The sequence below is a fragment of the Dyella jiangningensis genome (assembly GCF_003264855.1).
In the GTDB taxonomy this organism is placed as follows: Bacteria; Pseudomonadota; Gammaproteobacteria; order Xanthomonadales; family Rhodanobacteraceae; genus Dyella; species Dyella jiangningensis_C.
In genome coordinates this window covers 1,383,745-1,401,824 of record NZ_NFZS01000001.1, presented here as the reverse complement: position 1 = coordinate 1,401,824, position 18,080 = coordinate 1,383,745, and the positions used below count along the sequence as shown (strand labels likewise).

Sequence of the window (18,080 nt, the reverse complement as noted above, 5' to 3'; positions counted from 1 at the left end):
CGTCGCGGTGCTCCGCGCGCCGGCTGCAGCTGCTTGCGCCCGGGCAAAAAACGGCGCCAGACCCAACGAACGGCACGGTGATCCTTCCGGCGCCTTGGGAAACCCACGCGCCACCCCGATAGCAGAACTACCCCATGCCGCAGCGCCGGCGCGTGACGTGCCCCACGTCCATGCGCCAAACCGCGGCATCACCCCACTCTTCCGTGAAGAGGTCTTCGATGGCTTGGTTTTCGCGACAGGCAACCGGTCTCCGGCTCGAACGCATGCAGTCGTCGGCGCAGTACGCCGAGGGCGGTTTCGTCAACACTTACCCCGCCAGCACGCCACGCGTGACGGAGGAGCGCCCATCGCTGGCCGACTTCGTGTTCCGCGGCGAAGGACGCACGCCTGCGCGGCCGCTGCCTGCGCTGGATCCGCGGCAAGGCTGGACGCGCCCCGTCCAGTCCGGCCTGCGTGCCACCTGGCTCGGCCATTCCACCGTGCTGCTGGAAATCGATGGCGTGCGCATCCTCACCGATCCGGTGTGGGGCGAGCGCGCATCGCCGTTCTCCTTCCTCGGGCCCAAGCGCTTCCAGCCCGTGCCGGTGGACATCAGCGCGCTGCCGCCGCTCGATGCCGTGCTGATCTCGCACGATCACTACGATCACCTCGACTACCCGAGCATCCGCGAATTGGCGAAGCTTGGCGTGCCCTTCATTACCTCCCTGGGCGTCGGTGTGCATCTGGAAGCCTGGGGCGTGCCGCCGGAGCGCATCACCGAGCTCGACTGGTGGGAACGCATCACGCTGCCACGCGGGCTCACCATCACCGCCGCGCCCTCGCATCATTTCTCCGGCCGCAGCCTGCGCGACCGCAATGCCACGCTGTGGTCGTCCTTCGTGCTGCGCGGCGAGCGGCACTCGGTGTTCTTCAGCGGCGACACCGGCCTCTCTCCGCATTTCGCCGAGATCGGCCAACGGCTGGGCCCGTTCGATCTGGTCATGATCGAAGTGGGCGCGTTTCATCCTTCCTGGGGCAGCGTGCACCTGGGGCCCGACAACGCCGTCGATGCATGGCGGCAACTCGGCAGCGGCAAGCTGCTGCCGGTGCACTGGGGCACGTTCAACCTTGCCATGCATCCTTGGGCCGAACCGGCGGAAGTCCTGCTCGCGAAGGCACCGGAGGGCCTGGTGATGCCTCGACTCGGCGAAGCCGTGGAGCCATCGCGCGTGGAAAGCGTGCAGCCGTGGTGGCGTGACGTGGCGCCCGGCCATTGGCAGGGATCGGCGCGGGAAGCCGCCGAATTCCTGGTATTGCCGGCGAAGGACTGACGCGGCACGCTCCATCGCGAGGGCTTGGTGCAAACAGCCGAGCCTTGCCGTGGCTGCACCGGAACGGCGCGCAGCGAACGGATCGGCCCTAAGATGTCGCGATCCCATGGAGCCGATCATGACCGACCACATCCATATCGCCGACCTCGCGGGCGTTCGCCGCATCACCCTGAATCGCCCGCAGGTGCACAACGCGTTCGACGATGTGCTGATCGCGGAACTCTCCGAGGCGCTTGCTGCCGCAGGCCGCGATGGAGCGGTGCGCGCGGTGGTGCTCACCGGCGATGGCGCCAGCTTCTCGGCGGGCGCGGATCTCAACTGGATGCGCGGCATGGCCTCGGCCGGCGAAGCGGAGAACCGCGAGGATTCGCTGCGACTCGCGAGCCTCATGCGCACGCTGCAATACCTGCCCAAGCCGACCATTGCCCGCGTCAACGGCGCCGCGTACGGCGGCGGCGTGGGGCTGATTGCCTGCTGCGATATCGCCATCGGCGTGGACAGCGCGCGCTTCGGACTTACCGAGGTGAAGCTGGGACTGGTGCCCGCGGTGATCTCGCCTTACGTGATCCATGCGATCGGCTTGCGCCATGCACGCCGCCTGTTCCTCACCGGCGAACTGTTCGATGCCGCCACCGCGCAGTCGATCGGCCTGCTGCACCGCTGCGTGCCTGCCGAACAGCTGGACGAAACAGTCGACGCCACGCTCGCCCTGCTCGCCAAGGCCGGCCCCATCGCGCAGGCGGAAGCCAAGCAACTGGCCCTGCGCATGGCGGGTGCCACCGAGGAAGCCGCCGAGCGCATCGATCGAGACAATGCCGCGCTGATCGCGCGGCTGCGAGTTTCGGACGAAGGCCAGGAAGGTCTCGGTGCCTTCCTCGGCAAGCGCGCGCCGCGCTGGTGCTGACAGAACATCGGTTTCCCGCTTCGAACGCCCACAAGGAGTGACGCCATGCTCGATCACATCGGCCTGCATGTTTCCGGTTTCGAACGCAGCCGCGAGTTCTATCGAAGGGTGCTGGAGCCGCTGGGCGCGACGCTGGTGATGGAAGTGACGTCCGAGCAGACCGGCGATGGCGATCACGCCGGTTTTGGGGTCGACGGCAAGCCGACGTTCTGGATCGGCACGTCACACAACGGTCATCCGGCCAGCCCGGTGCATGTCGCCTTCACGGCGCCCGATCGCGCCACCGTCGATGCGTTCCATCGCGAGGCCCTGGCCGCTGGCGCCAAGGACAACGGCGCACCGGGCCTGCGTCCGCACTATCACCCGTACTATTACGGCGCCTTCGTGCTCGATCCCGACGGCCACAACATCGAAGCGGTCTGCCACCGTCCGGAGTAAACGGCGGTTGCGGGCAACCGTGGCTTCCTGCACCGGCAGCATCGGCGCGTTGGAGGGATACTCGGGTTTCTCTTCCCCGAGGATGCCCGTCATGCCGCGCCCGATCATGAACATCGCCGACGTCGAACTGCAGCCCTTCCCGCCCGGCATGGGCCCTACGGGCGAGACCGCCGAGCGCTTTGAAGCACGCATGGGGCGCCTCTCGATGCAGATCGGCGCGCAGAAGCTCGGCTACAACATCACCGCCGTGCCGCCCGGCAAGCGCGCCTTTCCGCTGCATTGCCACCGCGTGAACGAGGAAATGTTCTTCATCCTCGAAGGCACCGGCGAAGTACGCATCGGCGAGGAGCGCCACGCCATCCGCGCCGGCGACATCATCGCCTGCCCGCCGGGTGGTCCCGAAGCGGCGCACCAGATCATCAACACCGGCGACACTGAGATGCGTTATCTCGCCGTCAGCACCAAGCAATCGCCGGAAATCTGCGAATACCCCGACACCGGCAAGTTCGGCATCATGGCCGAGTACCCGCCCACGGCCGACGGCAAGCCGCAAGGTTTCCGCCATGTGAGCAAGGCGGAACTCGCCGTGGGGTATTGGGAAGGCGAATAGCACCTCGCCGTTTCACTGTAGGAGCGCACCCAGTGCGCGATAAACCCACGAAGCGCTGACGCCTTATCCGGCACTTCTGCGCGAAAACCACGCACCATGATGTTGACATGGCGCTGCGGTCGCGCACTGGGTGCGCTCCTACAGAAGGCTTTTTTGCTGCGCCGCGCATCGGCTCCGCCGCGGCAATCTGCTAGTTTTGGCAGCTTCGCATCGACCCCGGAAGCCGCATGTTCCAGCGCGTACTCATTGCCAACCGCGGCGAGATCGCCTGCCGCGTGATCCGTACCTGCCGGCGCCTGGGCATCCACACCATCGCGGTGTATTCGCAGGCCGACGCCAACGCGCAGCACGTACGCCTGGCGGACGAAGCATGGCCCATCGGCGGCCCGCGCCCCACCGAATCCTACCTGCGCGGCGATGCCATCCTCGAGGTGGCGCGCAAGAGCGGTGCGCAGGCCATCCATCCCGGTTATGGCTTCCTTTCCGAGAACACCGCGTTTGCGCGCGCGTGCACCGAGGCCGGCATCGCCTTCATCGGTCCACGCCCGGAAAGCATCGATGCGATGGGTTCCAAGGCAGCCGCCAAGGCGCTGATGGAAAAGCACGACGTGCCACTGGTACCCGGCTATCACGGCGAAGACCAGTCCAATGAGGTGCTCGCCGAACAGGCGCGTCGCACCGGTTTTCCGCTGATGATCAAGGCGGCCGCGGGCGGCGGCGGCAAGGGCATGCGCATCGTGCGCAGCGAAAAGGAATTCACCGACGCGCTGGCTTCCGCGCAGCGCGAAGCGGCCAGCGCTTTCGGCGACACCCGCGTGATCCTCGAACGCTATGTCGATCACCCGCGCCATATCGAATTCCAGGTGTTCGGCGACACCCTCGGCAATGTCATCCACCTCAACGAACGCGAATGCTCCGCGCAGCGTCGCTACCAGAAGGTGCTGGAGGAAACGCCCTCGCCTTTCCTCGACGGCGCGCGCCGCGCCGCGATGGGCGCCGCCGCCGTAGCCGCCGCGAAGGCGGTGAACTATGTCGGCGCCGGTACGGTGGAATTCATCGTCGGACAGGACGGCGAGTTCTTCTTCATGGAGATGAACACGCGCCTGCAGGTGGAGCACCCGGTGACCGAGGAAACGCTCGGCCTGGACCTCGTCGAATGGCAGCTGCGCATCGCTGCCGGCGAAGCACTGCCGCTCGCGCAGGACCAGATCCACGCGCGCGGACACGCCATCGAAGTGCGCCTCTACGCCGAGGATCCCGACCAGAATTTCCTGCCCGGCTCCGGCAAGCTGCTGAAGCTTCGCCTCCCCGCGCCGTCGCGCCATGTGCGCATCGATGGCGGCGTGATCGAGGGCGACACGGTGACGATCTTCTACGACCCGATGATCGCCAAGCTGATCGTGTGGGACCAGGATCGCCCGCAGGCCCTGCAGCGTCTGCGCGATGCATTGATGGCCAGCGAAATCGTCGGCCCGAAATCCAACATCGCCTTTCTCGAACGGCTGTCCCGCCACCCGGTGGTGTTGGAAGGCCGCATCGACACGGGCTATCTCGATCGTCATCTCACGGAATTCCTCGCCGGTGACACCGCACCCGGCGCCCGCGTGCTTTTTGCCGCGGCGGTGTCGGCACTGATGGATGAAGAGAAGGCGGTCGTCACCGGATCGTCGAACGGCACGGATCCCCATTCGCCCTGGGCGCGTGCCGATGCGTGGCGCGTCGGGCACGCCGGCAAGCGCATCGTCGCGCTGTCGCTGCACGGCCAACGTCATGAAGTCGAAGCCTACGGTCACGATGGCGACTATCGCCTGCGCCATGGCGAAGACAGCGCTGGAGTCCGCGGCGCCCGCCGCGACGACGCCACCCTCAGCGCGCGTTTCGATGGCGAATCACTGCGCGTCCCGGTACGCGTCGATGCCGCGCGCATCACCGTGCACGACGCCGACGGCAACCGCCACGCGTTCGAACGCGCACCCGCCTTTGCGTGGCAGTCCAAGGAAGGCGGCGGTGGCAACCAGGTGGTGGCGCCCATGCCCGGCCGCATCGTGCTGGTGAAGGCCAACGCGGGCGACACGGTGGAAGAAGGCCAGGAACTGCTGGTGATGGAAGCGATGAAGATGGAGCTCGCGCTCAAGGCGCCGCGCGCCGGCACCATCGCCAGCATCGGCGCGGCGCAGGGCGATTTCGTCGAAGCCGACGCGATCCTCGTGCGCTTCGCCGACTGAACCCCACGCACGCTCACATTGCCCGTACCTCCCACGAGCTAGGCTTCGACCATGAACACGAGCAACCACGTACGCATCGTCGAAGTCGGCGCCCGCGACGGCCTGCAGAACGAGAAAACGCTGCTGCCGACCGACGTGAAGATCGCGTTGATCGACCGCCTCTCCGGCACCGGCCTCAAGTCCATCGAAGCCACCAGCTTCGTCAGCCCCAAGTGGGTGCCGCAGATGGCGGATGCGGCGGAGGTCTACCAGGGCATCCGCAAGGTGCCGGGCGTGAGCTTTCCCGTGCTGGTGCCGAACGAACAGGGGTACGAGCGCGCGCGTGCCGTGGGCGTGACGGAAGTCGCCGTGTTCACCGCGGCCTCCGAAGCATTCAATCGCAAGAACATCAACGCCTCGATCGACGAGTCGATCGAGCGCTTCATGCCCGTGCTCGATCGTGCGAAAGCCGATGGCGTGAAAGTACGCGGCTATGTCTCCACCGTGCTTGGTTGCCCCTACCAGGGCGAGGTGCCGGTGAGTGACGTGGTGCGCGTGGCTCGCCGCCTGCATGAGCTCGGCTGCTACGAGGTTTCGCTCGGCGACACCATCGGTGTGGGCACGCCGGCCAAGGCGCGCGCCATGCTCCATGCGGTGGCGCAGGAAGTGCCCATGGCGGCGTTGGCCGTCCATTTCCACGACACCTACGGGCAGGCGCTGGCGAATATCCTCGCGTGCCTGGAAGAAGGCGTGCGCGTGGTGGACAGCGCGGTGTCGGGTACGGGCGGCTGCCCGTACGCCAAGGGCGCCACGGGCAACGTCGCCAGCGAGGACGTGGTGTACATGCTGCAAGGCTTAGGGCTGCACACCGGCATCGACCTGGACATCCTGATCGCCACCGGCGCGTGGCTCGCCGGCCAGTTGCACAAGGAAACGGCAAGCCGCGTGACGCGCGCGCGCACCGCGGCCTAGCAGGCGAGTCCGTGGCGGTGAGACGGGGCGTGTGCATCCTGCCTCTCCTTGCGCAGCGCCACGAGCATCCGACCCTTTGCCATGGATGAGGAATTCACCGAACCACGCTTTGCCTCGCGCGGGCGTGCTTACGTCTACGTGTTGCCTTGTCGCGACGAGGACCTGCTGAAGATCGGCTTTTCCCGCGAACCGCTGCAACGCTTCCGCACGCTCCATCGCCGCTTCTTCGAGTTCTTCGACCTGGAACGAGGGCTGCTGGTCGAGGTGGATCGCGTGGCGCATGCACGCCGCATCGAGCGCCTGTTTCTCACCTCGTGGATCGAGCAGCGCGCACCCGCCCCGCTGGTGGTGCCGGCCTCGGCCGCGGGACACACCGAGTGGTATCGCGGCATCGGCGACGAGGTCACGTCGTTGGCACACCAGCTTGCACGGGACGAAGGCCTGACGCTCCATCATCCCTTGCGCCCCTGGCTGGCCGCCCAGCTGTCCCAGCGGGCCGACGCGCTTTACGACTGGAGCGAACGGATGCTGGCGGAGGCCTCGCTGGAGCGCGAACATGCCGGCTTGCCCGGCTCCGGCCCGATGGAACTGGCCTTGCTGGATACGCTGGCCATGTGCGAGGCCACGGGGCTGCCACTCACGGATCTGCTGCCCGAATCCGTCGTCGAGTGGTACCGCTACGGCCCCCATCGCGGGCTTTACGCTCCCTAGGGCATCCCCTGGCGTCCGTTCCGCTTCGCATTTCGTCCCGACGTTCCCCGGTTTCGTCGCCCGGACGCCCGTTTCATCGCCGGACCGCTTCCGGTGACGACGAGGCTGGGTATCCTCCTCCCCATCGCCATTTCACAGGGTCGTGTCGTGTTGAAGAGCCTGATGTTCGTTGCACGACTGGTCGTGGCCTGGTTCCTGGTTCTGCTTTTCGTGGCCCTCGTGCTCGCCGACAGTCCGCCGTTCCGGCATCACGATATGGGCGGCATGGTCGTGCTGCTGATCTTCATCGCCCTGTTGATGGTGGTCACCGGCGCCGTATCGCACCTGCGCCGCGTACGCCTGGTGGCCGGCCGCATCGATGACGACACGCTCGGCAACCGTCAGCGTCGCCGCGTGGAAATTCCCTTCGATGCCGACGAATCCTTCGATCTGCTCGACGCAGCCATCCGCGAGCTTCCACGTACGGAAGAAGTGGAAAGCGCGCGCGACAGCCTGCAGGTCCGCGCCAAGGTGCAGCGACCGATCACCTACGGCCACCGCTCGTTCGGAAAACTGGACCCCGGCACCTGGTTCGGCCACCTGCGCAACCAGATCTTCGCCACGGTGACGCCAGGCGACGGCAGCAGCAGCGTCACCTTGATCTGCGAGCCCGAAGCCGGCGCATGGAGCGACTGGTTCCGCGTGGATGACGGCACCAATCTGGAGAATGCCGAAGCGATCACCCGCGCCATCACCCGCCGCGTCGCCGAGAAGCGCCGCCACGAAAAAGCGCGGGCCGCGCAGTCGGAAAGCGAGAAGGAACGCACCGTCGCCCGCCTGAACCTGCTGCATGCGCAGGTGGAGCCGCACTTCCTCTACAACACGCTTGCCAGCGCGCAGTACCTTACGCGCACCGATCCCGCGCAGGCCGACCAGATGCTCGGCCATCTGATCCACTACCTGCGCCACTCGCTGCCATTGACCGAAGACGCGCTGTCCACCGTCGGCGACGAACTGGAACGCACGCGGGCCTATCTGGAAATCATGAAGCTGCGCATGGGCCCGCGCCTCTCGCTGGAGATCGACGTGGCCGACGTGCTGCGCCCGATTTCGCTGCCACCGATGATGCTGCAGACCCTGGTGGAGAACTCGATCAAGCACGGCCTGGAGCGCAAGCCCGGTGGCGGCACGGTGTGGATCCGCGCACGCCGCGACGACGGCAAGGTGGCGATCACCGTGGCGGATGACGGCCTGGGCTTCACCGGCGCCAGCGGGGGCACCGGCATCGGCCTCAAGAACGTGCGCGAACGCCTGCGCCTCATCTATGGCCCCGAAGCCTCGCTGTCGGTGGTGAGCAATGCGCCCGAAGGCGTGGCCAGCACCATCATCGTGCCGGTGCGCGTCGCCAAGGAGAGCGCGGAGGTATCGTCATGACCACCGCCATCATCGCCGAAGACGAAGTGCTGCTGCGCACGGCATTGCGCGAGTTGCTCGCCACGACCTGGCCTGAGCTGGAGATCGTCGCCGAATGCGACGACGGCGCCAGCGCGCTCGAAGCCATCGACCAGCATCGCCCCGACATCGCCTTCCTCGACATTCGCATGCCGGGCCTGAGCGGGCTGGAAGTGGCCGCCGCCGCGAGCGAAGCCAGCCCCGGCACGCAGGTGGTGTTCACCACGGCCTATGACCAGTACGCCGTGGATGCGTTCGAACGTGGCGCGATCGATTACCTGCTCAAGCCCATCACCACGGAACGACTGACGGCCACCGTGCAGCGCATCAAGGCGCGCGCCACGGCCGTGCCGGACGCCACGGCGCTCGCCGCGCTGCTGCGCGACCTGAGCGCCGGCGGCGGCCCGGGCCGGTCGCCGCTGACCTGGATCACCGCCAGCAACGGCCGCGAGACGCGACTCATCATGGTGGACGACGTTGCCTATTTCCGCGCCGACAACAAGTACACCGTGGCCATGACCGCCGATGGCGAAGCGTTGCTGCGCACGCCGATCCGCGAGCTGGCCGGCGTGCTCGACCCCAACACGTTCAAGCAGATTCACCGCTCGACCATCGTCAACCTGCGCGCCGTGGCGTCTATCGTCCGCGACGACACGGGCAAGGGCACGCTGCGGCTCAAGCAGCGGCCCGAGACGCTGGTGGTGAGCCAGCCCTTCATGGCTTTGTTCCGAAACATGTAAACCACCCGTCCACGACGCGCACCCCATCGCGCACGAGATGATCATGAACAAGTTCATTGCATCGATCTGCCTGCTGCTTTGCCTCACCGGCTGCGAACGAGGACGCACCGTCGTCGTGCATGCCATCGCCAACGGCCACGACGTGGTCTACAGCCAGGTGCACGTCATCGGCCAGCTCGCCACGTTCCGCTGCCTGCACAGCGAGAGCGGCCAGTGCCACTACACCGTGGTCGCCGACGATTGCGCGCCGGCCAGCACGGCCTGCCCGTCGCCGCCCAAGCGCTTTACCGTCGGCGAAGGCAATACCATGAGCTTCACGTCGCTGCCGTCCGGCTTCCGCAGCTGCGTCGCCGCCACGGCGGCTTCCGATGGCGATTGCGCGCCCTTCGCCGCCGCCATGGCCAGCGCATCCCCCTGAAGCCACCTCGCTCCGGCCTGTCCCATCTGGCTAGAATCGGGCCTTCGACGCATGGGGACCCGTGATGCGGTGGAATCGTTGGAAAGTGTGGGGTGGCGTGCTGGCGACCGTGCTGATGGCGGGTTCGTCCACCGTCACGGCGGCCGCGGCCAAGGGTGATGTCCTGCTGGTTCCCGACCGCGTTTGGACGGCCGAAGGCGACGCCGCCCATGCGGGCTGGGCCGTACTGGTGCATGACGGCGTCATTTCCGCGGTCGGCCCGCTCAGCTCGATCAACGCCCCTGCCGGCGCACAGCGCATCGCCCTGCCCGGCACCACGCTGACGCCGGGCCTGATCGACCTGCATTCCCATGTGTTCCTGCACCCCTACAACGAAACGTTGTGGAACGACCAGGTGCTGAAGGAACCGCAGGACTACCGCACGCTGGAAGCCGCCGCGCATGCGCGCGCCACGCTGATGGCCGGCTTCACCACGCTGCGCGACCTCGGCACCGAGGGCGCGGGCTTCGCCGACGTCTCGGTCAAGCGCGCCATCGACGAAGGCATGATCCCGGGGCCGCGCCTGTTCATTGCCACGCGCGCCATCGTTGCGACGGCAAGCTACGGACCGGGCCCGCGAGGCTTTCGTCCCGATATCGACCTGCCCGGCGGCGCGCAGGAAGTGAGCGGCGTGGACGAAGCCATTCGCGCCACGCGCGAACAGGCGGGCCATGGCGCCGACTGGATCAAGCTCTACGCCGACTACCGTGTCGGCACCGACGGCAGCACGCAGCCGACGCTGTCACTCGCGGAAATGAAGGCCATCGTGGATACCGCGCACCTCTCCGGGCGGCCCGTGGCCGCGCACGCTTCCAGCGATGAAGGCGTGCATCTCGCCGTGGAAGCCGGCGTGGACAGCATCGAGCACGGTTACGGCGCCAGCGAGTCCACCTTCAAGTTGATGAAACAGCGCGGCGTGGCCTACGAGCCCACGCTCACCGCGGTGGAGGCCACCGCGCAGTACTTCGAGCATTACGTGCCGGGCCAGAGCGAACCGACCGCACGCATGCGCGAAGCGGAGCGCGCGTTCCGCACCGCGCTCAAGCTGGGCGTCACCATCGGCAATGGCAGCGATGTCGGCGTGTTCACGCATGGTGACAACTGGCGCGAGCCCGCCAACATGGTGCGTGACGGCATGAGTGCGCCGCAGGCGCTGCATGCCGCCACCGACGTGGCCGCGCGCATCCTGCGCCAGCAGGACAAGCTCGGCCGCATCGCGCCGGGCCTGCGAGCCGATCTCGCCGCGTTCACCGGTGATCCCAGCACGCACATCGACGATCTCAAGCAGGCCGCCTTCGTGATGAAGGACGGCACCGTCTACCGCACGCCGCAGAACACGCCATGACCGATTACGCGATCCGCCCCATCGAGCCGCGCGACAACGCCGCCATGGCCCGCATCATCCGCAGCGTGATGCCGGAGTTCGGCGCCGATGGCCCGGGCTTCGCCATCCACGATGCGGAAGTGGACACCATGTACGAAGCCTATGCGCGACCGCGCAGCGCCTACTTCGTGGTGGAGCGACAGGGCACGGTCATCGGCGGTGGCGGCGTGGCGCCACTCGAAGGCGGCGAGGAAGACGTCTGCGAGCTGCGCAAGATGTACTTCCTGCCCGAGGCACGCGGCATCGGCGCCGGCAGCGCGATGATGGTGCGCTGCCTGGATGCCGCACGCGCGCACGGCTTCCGCCGCTGCTACCTGGAAACCCTGACCGGCATGGATGCGGCGCAGGCGCTGTATCGCAGACACGGATTTACCACCCTGTGTGCTCCCATGGGGGGCACCGGTCACTTCAGCTGCGATCAGTTCTACCTACGCGAACTGTGAGAAGAGAGCCTGTTCAATGGCCAGCCATGATCCACGCATCGATGCGTACATCGCCAAGGCGGCGCCGTTCGCGCAGCCGATCCTGGAGCACCTGCGCAAGGTCGTCCACGACGCCTGTCCCGACGTGGAGGAAGGCCAGAAATGGAGCATGCCCTTCTTCAGCTACAAGGGTTCGCTCCTGTGCAACATGGCAGCCTTCAAGCAGCACTGCAGCTTCGGCTTCTGGCAGCACAAGGACGTGGTGGGCGAAGCCGGCGACGGCATGGGACAGTTCGGCAAGATCACGACGCTGAAGGACCTGCCCGCGAAGAAGGCCCTGGTCGCATACGTGAAGAAGGCCATGTCGCTGATCGATGGCGGCGTGAAGCCGAAGCGCACCGCGACGGCCAAGCCACCAGCGGTGGTGCCGGATGATCTGGCCGCGGCGCTCGCCCAGCGCAAGCACGGCGCATCGCGCAGGGTCTTCGAAGGTTTTCCGCCTGGCGCACAGCGCGAGTACATCGACTGGATCAACGAAGCCAGGACGGATGCCACGCGCCAGAAGCGCCTGGCCACCACGCTGGAGTGGCTGGCCGAAGGCAAGCGCCGCAACTGGAAGTACGAATCATGTTGAACCCGCCCGCCCTGCAGTTCGACGTCGACGACCCGACTGCTACCGATGTCGCCCCGTTGATCCTGCAATTGGATGGCTATCTCACCGAGCTGTACCCCACTGGCAATATCCATCCCGTATCGGTGGATGAGCTTACGCAGCCCAACGTCACCTTCCTCACCGCGCGCGTGGACGGCACGCCGGTGGCCTGCGGTGCCTGCGTGCGGCATGAGGACTACGTGGAAGTGAAGCGCATGTACGTGCTGCCCGCCTGCCGCGGCCTCGGGCTCGGCAAGCAGTTGCTGGAAGCACTGGAGCGCGAAGTGAGGCGCAGCGGCAACACCACGATTCGCCTGGAAACGGGCACGGCGCAGACCGAAGCGCTCGAACTCTACGAACGCGCCGGCTACCGGCGCTGTCCGCCGTTCGGCGACCACCGCGCCAACCCTCTCAGCATCTGCATGGAGAAATCGCTCGCATGATCCGCATCGCCCGCCCCGATGACGCCGCGGCCGCACACGATATCTATACGCCCTCGGTGCTGCACGGCGTGGAAACCTTCGAGAACGAACTGCCGGGCGTCGACGCGATGCGCGAGCGCATCGTGACGCGACTGCGACAATACCCGTGGCTGGTGTGGGAAGAAGACGGCCGGGTGCTGGCCTACGCCTATGCCAGTCGTTTTCGCGAACGCGCGGCCTACGACTGGATCGCCGAGACGTCCATCTACGTTCACGCCGATGCGCGCCGCCGCGGCATCGCGCGCCGCCTCTACGGCGTCCTGTTGGATGTGATGAAGCTGCAAGGCATCAACCAGGCCGTGGGCGTGATCACCCTGCCTGGCGAAAGCAGCGTGGCGATGCACGATGCCATGGGTTTCACGCCGGCAGGCGTGTGGCGCAGCAGCGGTTACAAGCTGGGCCAATGGTGGGATGTGGGCGTGTGGCAGAAGGAATTGCAGCCACCGGAGAATCCGCCACGCCCCGTGACGCCCTTCCCCGCGCTCGCCGAAACGCAGGCCTTTCGCGAACGGCTCACACGATGATGCGGCGCCGTCGCGGCGCGCGGCGGCTCAGTGCAGTGTGTTGATTGCCTTCACCAGGCCGCCCACCCAGTCCCACGCGCTGGGCAGGAACACCATCACCAGGATGGAACCGAAGGCGAGCAGCTTGGGCCACAGCGCCGTCAATGCGCCGCCGAGCGTGAGGTGATCCTTGTCGGCGGTGAACATGCGACCAAGCAGCGCATCCTTCTCCAGCTGCAGCACCGCATACACGATGGCCGCGAACGACACGCCCAGCAGGACGGTGGCAACCGTAGTCTGCAGCCGCGGGTAGACCGGCGGATAGACCTGCATCAGCAGCAGGGCCAGCGTCGCCCCCAGCACGGCGCACCACGCACAGGTGCGCACGGCGGCTGCGGCCAGTTTCATCTCCGCCACCAGCTGTGCCTGCCAGATGACGAATGACGGTCCGCTGGTGTCGAAGGGCCACGCCTGGTCGAGCAGGCTTCGCGTCTGCGTGGCCCACTCGGACAAGGGCTGCTTGCGCCATGCATCGTAGTTGTCGCTGCGCATGACGATGTTGAACGGGCTGCGCGGACGCTCATCGAGCAGGCACGGCGTGGGCCATTCGGCAAGCTTCGACTCCTTTTCGCGCACGAGCGGAATCACCTTGGCCAGCTCCAGGCAGGTCCGCCGCCAGCGATCGAACGTTTCAGCCAGCAGCACGAAGAAGAATGCGCTGCCGCCCAACGCGAAGATGCCGCTCAACTCGGAAATCCATGGGCGATCGGTGGTCGTGGGCGTCATGTCGTTGACGCTCAGCGGCAGGCATATCAGCAGGATCAGCGCACCCGCTACGGCGTGCCAATGGCCCTGCTGCCTGAGACGCACGCCAAAGCGCGAGCCGTCACCCATCGCCTGGGCGAGCACGTTGCTGTGCGTGTTCCAGTCGAGCACGCGCAGGGCCGCGAACGCGACGAAACACCCATAGCCCAGGCACAAGGCCAGCAGCGCCCACAGATCGCGGCCATGGGCGAGATTGGTGTCGCCATAGGAAGGCGGCGGCAGCATCGTGAGTACCTTGCCACCTGCAATCACCAACCCCGCCAAGGCGAAGGTCAGCCACGCGAACAGCCATCCCGACGACGTGTTGCGGAACGCTTCCGTGGTGTTCGGCGTCACGCGCATCCATCGCAGGGCATGGCGGCAGACGGGGAACGACACCAGCGAGATATCGCGGCCATTCCACATGAGCCACGAAGCCACCGTAAGCATCACGGCGAAGAACAAGGTCATCGCCAGATACACCGGCTCCTGCAACTGGATGCGGGCGTCCGCAACGATGAGGATGTCCTGTCGACCCTCCGGCAACGGTGCGGTCTTGCAGGGATTGGTCGCGATGGCCGTGGCCGACGGCTTGCTCTTGGCATCCACGTACTGAAAGCCGGCCAGCGTGGCCACCAGCATCGGCGGTGCCAGCCAGGTCTCATCGGCTGCGGTGAACGTGTCCTGCTTCTCCGCGGGGAGATACTGCAGCCTCGCCAACCGCGTCGCGGCGCGAAACATGTTGGCGGCGTAATCCGTGGCGAACGCGAAATGCCGCGGGACCAGGGGGCATTTCCACGTGTCCTCGCCGGTCGATGACAGGCTGCGTTTCCCTTCGCCCGGTGGGCACGGCATCGGCTCGTTGTCGCTGTTGAGGCAGATCAGGCTCTGCCCGGCAGGCATGGTGATGCTGCCACGACTGATGTCGCGATAGTCCGGATGCGCCAGCAGGTTGTCCTGCTCGAGCACGATGGGCAGCGACCCCGGCAACAGGTCGCGCACTTCGCTGAGCAGGAACAACCGGTCGCGCACGTCGGTCGCCACGATGATCACGGCCGCGGGACGGATGTATTTCTTGAGCGCATCGAACGTCTGGTAAAGCATGAGCTCGTCCGAACGCGAGGTGAGGCTTGGCTGGTAGGTCGGCGGCTGGTCGGCGCTCTTGTCCACGCCAGTGAGATCGAGTTCGAGCAGGCGGTCGGGCAGCAATTGCTTGCGCTCTGCATCGTCGGCCTGCTTCGCCTTTACGTGCTCGGCGCGGATCGCCGCGATGTTGGGCGGAAACTGCACGTTGACGAGGTGCCCCCAGCAATGCAACGCGGCCGCGTTTCCACCGTCGCTGCGCCGTGTGCAGATGGCGTTGCGAGCACCAAGGCGATCCGTGGCGAGGTTGCGCGCACCTTCGCCGAAGCTCGATTCTTCGCTGAGCACGACGACATTGCCATCGGGGCCCAGACGCGGCTCCAGATAGTCCATCACCGTGTCCATCTGGTCGGCCACGCTGTACGCCAACGCGCGGTACTCGAACGACACCTTGAACGACGGCAGGTCTGACGGCGCAAGATACGCGTGGTACTTGATCTCGTCGTTGTTGTTGATGCTTGCCGAAGGCGACACCAGACGGATCCTGATCCCGCGGGGACCGGCGTTCGCGCATGGCCCGGCGGCGACATCGGCAGCAACCCTGCCAAGCGCAGCCGCCATCGATTCCATCGAGCCGGAAAAGGATGGACCGATGATGTCCAGCTGATGCTCGCAACCCGGCGGTTTCAGCGGTTCGCCGGGATGGCAATCGAGCGATGCGACATCGGCAGCCTGCCCCAGGCGCTGCATGCCATCCACGGCCATGGCGCAGCGCGCGGCCACCTTGAAGGCTTCGGGATGCACGCCGGAGGTTGGCGTTTCACCGACGACGAACAAGGCGTAATAGGTCGAACCGCAAAACGTCTTGGCGTCCGGCGTTGCGTGGCAGTCCCGCCAGTTGTCATGGCGGAACAGCATCACGCCGGGCAAGGTGCGTGCGGGATCACTGCTGCTGGGGTAGCTGTCACCATCGCTCGGCTTACGCGGCGGCCACGCCAACGCAAAACCATCCAGTGCATAACCGCTGGCCTGGAAGGCGCTGATCACCGCGCCAACCTCCACGTCGAAGGCGCGCCCAAGCCGTGTTTCCAGCGGGTCGGGAAGTGCAATGACGGCCGCCTGCACCCGCACCGACGCATGGCTGGGCAGATGCGCAAACGGCTTCAGCGGATCGGCCAGTTGCGAGGTGGTCATGAAATAGCTGGGGGGTGACGCGTCCGCTCCATGAGCCATACCCGCCAGCAACAGGCATGCGACGACCAGCGCGCGCCACCAGGGCATCGCCGGCGAGATAGAGGCAAGTCCCCTGCCGTATCGCGGCTGGTCGTCCTTAAGCTCCATGGCAGCCTTCCTCCGGTGGCGGCGCCCGTAGCCAACCCTTTAGGTTTTACTCCGCTGCACTGCAAAAAGAGCCCGGAAAATGGATATAAGCAGCGCCGACAAAAGCTCTAAGTACGGCTATCGGTGATAGGCCGACCGCCCATCCCGCCAGCCGCAGTGCGCCCTGCGGACCGGATGGCGCCCGCTGGGCTACCATTGGCGTTTTCCAACCGCTTTACGGACTTCCCATGCAGCTCAATCAGGTCAAGGCGATCATCACCGGCGGCGCCTCCGGTCTCGGCCACGCGGTGGCGCAGTTCCTGGTCGCCAACGGCGGCAAGGTCGCCCTGTTCGACGTGAACGAAGAAAAGGGCCAGGAAGCGGCCAAGGCGCTGGGCGGCCACTTCTACCGCACCGACGTCACCTCCGAGGAAGGCGTCAGCGCCAACGTCGCCGCCGCGCGCGAAGCGATGGGCGGCCTCAACGTGGTGGTGAACTGCGCGGGCATCCTGGGCGCCGGCCGCATGCTGGGCAAGGAAGGCCCGATGCCGCTCAATACCTTCGCCACCACCGTGATGGTGAACCTGGTGGGCAGCTTCAACGTCGCCAAGGCCGGCGCTTCGCTGATGCAGAACAACGAAGCGGGCGAGGACGGCGAGCGCGGCGTGATCATCAACACCGCCTCCGTCGCCGCGTTCGAAGGCCAGATCGGCCAGGCTGCCTACTCCGCCTCCAAGGGTGGCGTGGTCGGCATGACCTTGCCGATGGCGCGCGAGCTGTCGCGTTTCGGCATCCGCGTGGCGACCATCGCGCCGGGCATCTTCTGGACGCCGATGGTGGACGGCATGCCGCCGCAGGTGCAGGAGTCGCTGTCGGCCTCGATTCCGTTCCCCTCGCGCCTGGGCAAGCCCGACGAGTTCGCCAACACGGTGGGCTTCATCCTCGGCAACCGCTACATCAACGGCGAAACCATCCGTCTCGACGGCGCGGTGCGTCTGCAGCCGAAGTAACTTTTCCAGCCGTCGTTCCGGCGCTCGCCGGGATGACGACCATGAAACACATTCACGACTGGTCCCACACTCATGAAAGCTTCCGACGTCAAGAAAGGCAACGTGGTCGAACACGACGGCACCGTCTACCAGGTGCGCGACATCGAGCGCAGTTCGCCTACCGCACGTGGCGGCAACGTCACCTTCCGTTTCACCATGTATTCGATCCCCGGTGGCCGCAAGTTCGACCTGAGCCTGCGCGCCGACGACGATCTCAAGGAAATGGACCTGCTGCGCCGCGCGGCCAACTTCTCTTACATGGACGGCGACGCCTATGTGTTCATGGACAACGAGGACTACACGCAGTACACGCTCGGCCCCGAACTGGTGGGCGATAACGCCGGCTACATCGTGGAAGGCGTCGAGGGCTACTACGTGCAGGTGATCGACGATGCGCCGGTCGGCCTGCAGGTGCCCACCAGTGTCGTGCTCACGGTGGTCGATACCGCGCCGGAACTGAAGGGCGCCAGTGCCACCAAGCGCACCAAGCCGGCCAAGCTCAACACCGGCGTCGAGATCCAGGTGCCCGAGTACATCACCAATGAAGAGAAGGTGTGGGTGAACACGCTGACGGGCGAGTTCGCCGGCCGCGCCTGATCCTTCC

The 18,080-nt window shown here is 66.4% G+C and carries 18 protein-coding genes; 17 read left to right on the top strand and 1 reads right to left on the bottom strand.

What is annotated here, in order from left to right; genetic code table 11:
• Positions 1-218: 218 nt before the first annotated feature.
• From CA260_RS06245 to CA260_RS06175, 15 genes are all read left to right on the top strand, one after another.
• Positions 219-1,310: an MBL fold metallo-hydrolase gene (locus CA260_RS06245; RefSeq protein WP_111981497.1), complete on the top strand. Its 1,092-nt coding sequence runs from the start codon at positions 219-221 to the stop codon at positions 1,308-1,310.
• A gap of 118 nt (positions 1,311-1,428) precedes the next feature.
• The gene (locus CA260_RS06240) at positions 1,429-2,214 is read left to right on the top strand and encodes an enoyl-CoA hydratase-related protein (RefSeq protein WP_111981496.1); all 786 of its coding nucleotides are present in this window, start codon (positions 1,429-1,431) and stop codon (positions 2,212-2,214) included.
• 45 nt (positions 2,215-2,259) lie between these two features.
• A complete protein-coding gene (locus CA260_RS06235) occupies positions 2,260-2,652 on the top strand; it encodes a VOC family protein (RefSeq protein WP_111981495.1) in 393 nt (130 codons plus the stop codon).
• A 91-nt stretch (positions 2,653-2,743) separates the two neighbouring features.
• Positions 2,744-3,262, top strand: a complete 519-nt coding sequence (locus CA260_RS06230) for a cupin domain-containing protein (RefSeq protein WP_111981494.1) — start codon at positions 2,744-2,746, stop codon at positions 3,260-3,262.
• Between the two features lie 227 nt (positions 3,263-3,489).
• Positions 3,490-5,487, top strand: a complete 1,998-nt coding sequence (locus CA260_RS06225) for a biotin carboxylase N-terminal domain-containing protein (RefSeq protein WP_111981493.1) — start codon at positions 3,490-3,492, stop codon at positions 5,485-5,487.
• Positions 5,488-5,538: 51 nt separating this feature from the next.
• Positions 5,539-6,438, top strand: a complete 900-nt coding sequence (locus CA260_RS06220) for a hydroxymethylglutaryl-CoA lyase (RefSeq protein ID WP_111981492.1) — start codon at positions 5,539-5,541, stop codon at positions 6,436-6,438.
• Positions 6,439-6,519: 81 nt separating this feature from the next.
• Positions 6,520-7,149, top strand: a complete 630-nt coding sequence (locus CA260_RS06215) for a GIY-YIG nuclease family protein (RefSeq protein ID WP_111981491.1) — start codon at positions 6,520-6,522, stop codon at positions 7,147-7,149.
• 147 nt (positions 7,150-7,296) lie between these two features.
• On the top strand, positions 7,297-8,562 hold the full coding sequence (locus CA260_RS06210) for a sensor histidine kinase (protein ID WP_425479698.1): 1,266 nt from the start codon (positions 7,297-7,299) through the stop codon (positions 8,560-8,562).
• On the top strand, positions 8,559-9,320 hold the full coding sequence (locus CA260_RS06205) for a LytR/AlgR family response regulator transcription factor (RefSeq protein WP_111981489.1): 762 nt from the start codon (positions 8,559-8,561) through the stop codon (positions 9,318-9,320). Before CA260_RS06210 ends, CA260_RS06205 begins: the two co-directional genes overlap by 4 nt.
• Before the next feature lie 43 nt (positions 9,321-9,363).
• The gene (locus CA260_RS06200) at positions 9,364-9,738 is read left to right on the top strand and encodes a hypothetical protein (RefSeq protein ID WP_146745290.1); all 375 of its coding nucleotides are present in this window, start codon (positions 9,364-9,366) and stop codon (positions 9,736-9,738) included.
• A gap of 115 nt (positions 9,739-9,853) precedes the next feature.
• Entirely contained in the window at positions 9,854-11,122 is a 1,269-nt protein-coding gene (locus tag CA260_RS06195) for a metal-dependent hydrolase family protein (RefSeq protein ID WP_238149700.1), read from the top strand.
• On the top strand, positions 11,119-11,604 hold the full coding sequence (locus tag CA260_RS06190) for a GNAT family N-acetyltransferase (protein ID WP_111981486.1): 486 nt from the start codon (positions 11,119-11,121) through the stop codon (positions 11,602-11,604). The genes CA260_RS06195 and CA260_RS06190 overlap by 4 nt, the downstream gene beginning before the upstream one ends.
• A gap of 16 nt (positions 11,605-11,620) precedes the next feature.
• The gene (locus CA260_RS06185) at positions 11,621-12,217 is read left to right on the top strand and encodes a YdeI/OmpD-associated family protein (protein WP_111981485.1); all 597 of its coding nucleotides are present in this window, start codon (positions 11,621-11,623) and stop codon (positions 12,215-12,217) included.
• Entirely contained in the window at positions 12,211-12,678 is a 468-nt protein-coding gene (locus CA260_RS06180) for a GNAT family N-acetyltransferase (protein ID WP_111981484.1), read from the top strand. Before CA260_RS06185 ends, CA260_RS06180 begins: the two co-directional genes overlap by 7 nt.
• Positions 12,675-13,241, top strand: coding sequence for a GNAT family N-acetyltransferase (locus CA260_RS06175; protein ID WP_111981483.1), 567 nt, complete (start codon positions 12,675-12,677; stop codon positions 13,239-13,241). The genes CA260_RS06180 and CA260_RS06175 overlap by 4 nt, the downstream gene beginning before the upstream one ends.
• A gap of 27 nt (positions 13,242-13,268) precedes the next feature.
• Here the strand turns inward: CA260_RS06175 and CA260_RS06170 are convergent, their stop codons facing one another.
• Entirely contained in the window at positions 13,269-16,448 is a 3,180-nt protein-coding gene (locus tag CA260_RS06170; RefSeq protein ID WP_146745289.1) for a hypothetical protein, read from the bottom strand.
• 227 nt (positions 16,449-16,675) lie between these two features.
• Between CA260_RS06170 and CA260_RS06165 the strand changes: the two genes are divergently transcribed.
• Both CA260_RS06165 and efpL read left to right on the top strand, forming a co-directional pair.
• The gene (locus CA260_RS06165) at positions 16,676-17,437 is read left to right on the top strand and encodes an SDR family NAD(P)-dependent oxidoreductase (RefSeq protein ID WP_111981481.1); all 762 of its coding nucleotides are present in this window, start codon (positions 16,676-16,678) and stop codon (positions 17,435-17,437) included.
• A 72-nt stretch (positions 17,438-17,509) separates the two neighbouring features.
• Complete coding sequence (efpL, locus tag CA260_RS06160) at positions 17,510-18,073, top strand: elongation factor P-like protein EfpL (protein WP_111981480.1); 564 nt, start codon at positions 17,510-17,512, stop codon at positions 18,071-18,073.
• Positions 18,074-18,080 lie beyond the last annotated feature (7 nt).

Bases quoted from the DNA above. Each gene is read 5' to 3' on its own strand.
- CA260_RS06215 (WP_111981491.1), top strand. From the start codon at position 6,520: ATGGATGAGGAATTCACCGAACCACGCTTTGCCTCGCGCGGGCGTGCT.
- CA260_RS06180 (WP_111981484.1), top strand. From the start codon at position 12,211: ATGTTGAACCCGCCCGCCCTGCAGTTCGACGTCGACGACCCGACTGCT.
- CA260_RS06175 (WP_111981483.1), top strand. From the start codon at position 12,675: ATGATCCGCATCGCCCGCCCCGATGACGCCGCGGCCGCACACGATATC.
- CA260_RS06220 (WP_111981492.1), top strand. From the start codon at position 5,539: ATGAACACGAGCAACCACGTACGCATCGTCGAAGTCGGCGCCCGCGAC.
- CA260_RS06165 (WP_111981481.1), top strand. From the start codon at position 16,676: ATGCAGCTCAATCAGGTCAAGGCGATCATCACCGGCGGCGCCTCCGGT.
- CA260_RS06200 (WP_146745290.1), top strand. From the start codon at position 9,364: ATGAACAAGTTCATTGCATCGATCTGCCTGCTGCTTTGCCTCACCGGC.
- CA260_RS06245 (WP_111981497.1), top strand. From the start codon at position 219: ATGGCTTGGTTTTCGCGACAGGCAACCGGTCTCCGGCTCGAACGCATG.
- CA260_RS06185 (WP_111981485.1), top strand. From the start codon at position 11,621: ATGGCCAGCCATGATCCACGCATCGATGCGTACATCGCCAAGGCGGCG.
- CA260_RS06195 (WP_238149700.1), top strand. From the start codon at position 9,854: ATGGCGGGTTCGTCCACCGTCACGGCGGCCGCGGCCAAGGGTGATGTC.
- CA260_RS06230 (WP_111981494.1), top strand. From the start codon at position 2,744: ATGCCGCGCCCGATCATGAACATCGCCGACGTCGAACTGCAGCCCTTC.
- CA260_RS06235 (WP_111981495.1), top strand. From the start codon at position 2,260: ATGCTCGATCACATCGGCCTGCATGTTTCCGGTTTCGAACGCAGCCGC.
- CA260_RS06190 (WP_111981486.1), top strand. From the start codon at position 11,119: ATGACCGATTACGCGATCCGCCCCATCGAGCCGCGCGACAACGCCGCC.
- CA260_RS06225 (WP_111981493.1), top strand. From the start codon at position 3,490: ATGTTCCAGCGCGTACTCATTGCCAACCGCGGCGAGATCGCCTGCCGC.
- efpL (WP_111981480.1), top strand. From the start codon at position 17,510: ATGAAAGCTTCCGACGTCAAGAAAGGCAACGTGGTCGAACACGACGGC.
- CA260_RS06170 (WP_146745289.1), bottom strand. From the start codon at position 16,448: ATGGAGCTTAAGGACGACCAGCCGCGATACGGCAGGGGACTTGCCTCT.
- CA260_RS06205 (WP_111981489.1), top strand. From the start codon at position 8,559: ATGACCACCGCCATCATCGCCGAAGACGAAGTGCTGCTGCGCACGGCA.
- CA260_RS06240 (WP_111981496.1), top strand. From the start codon at position 1,429: ATGACCGACCACATCCATATCGCCGACCTCGCGGGCGTTCGCCGCATC.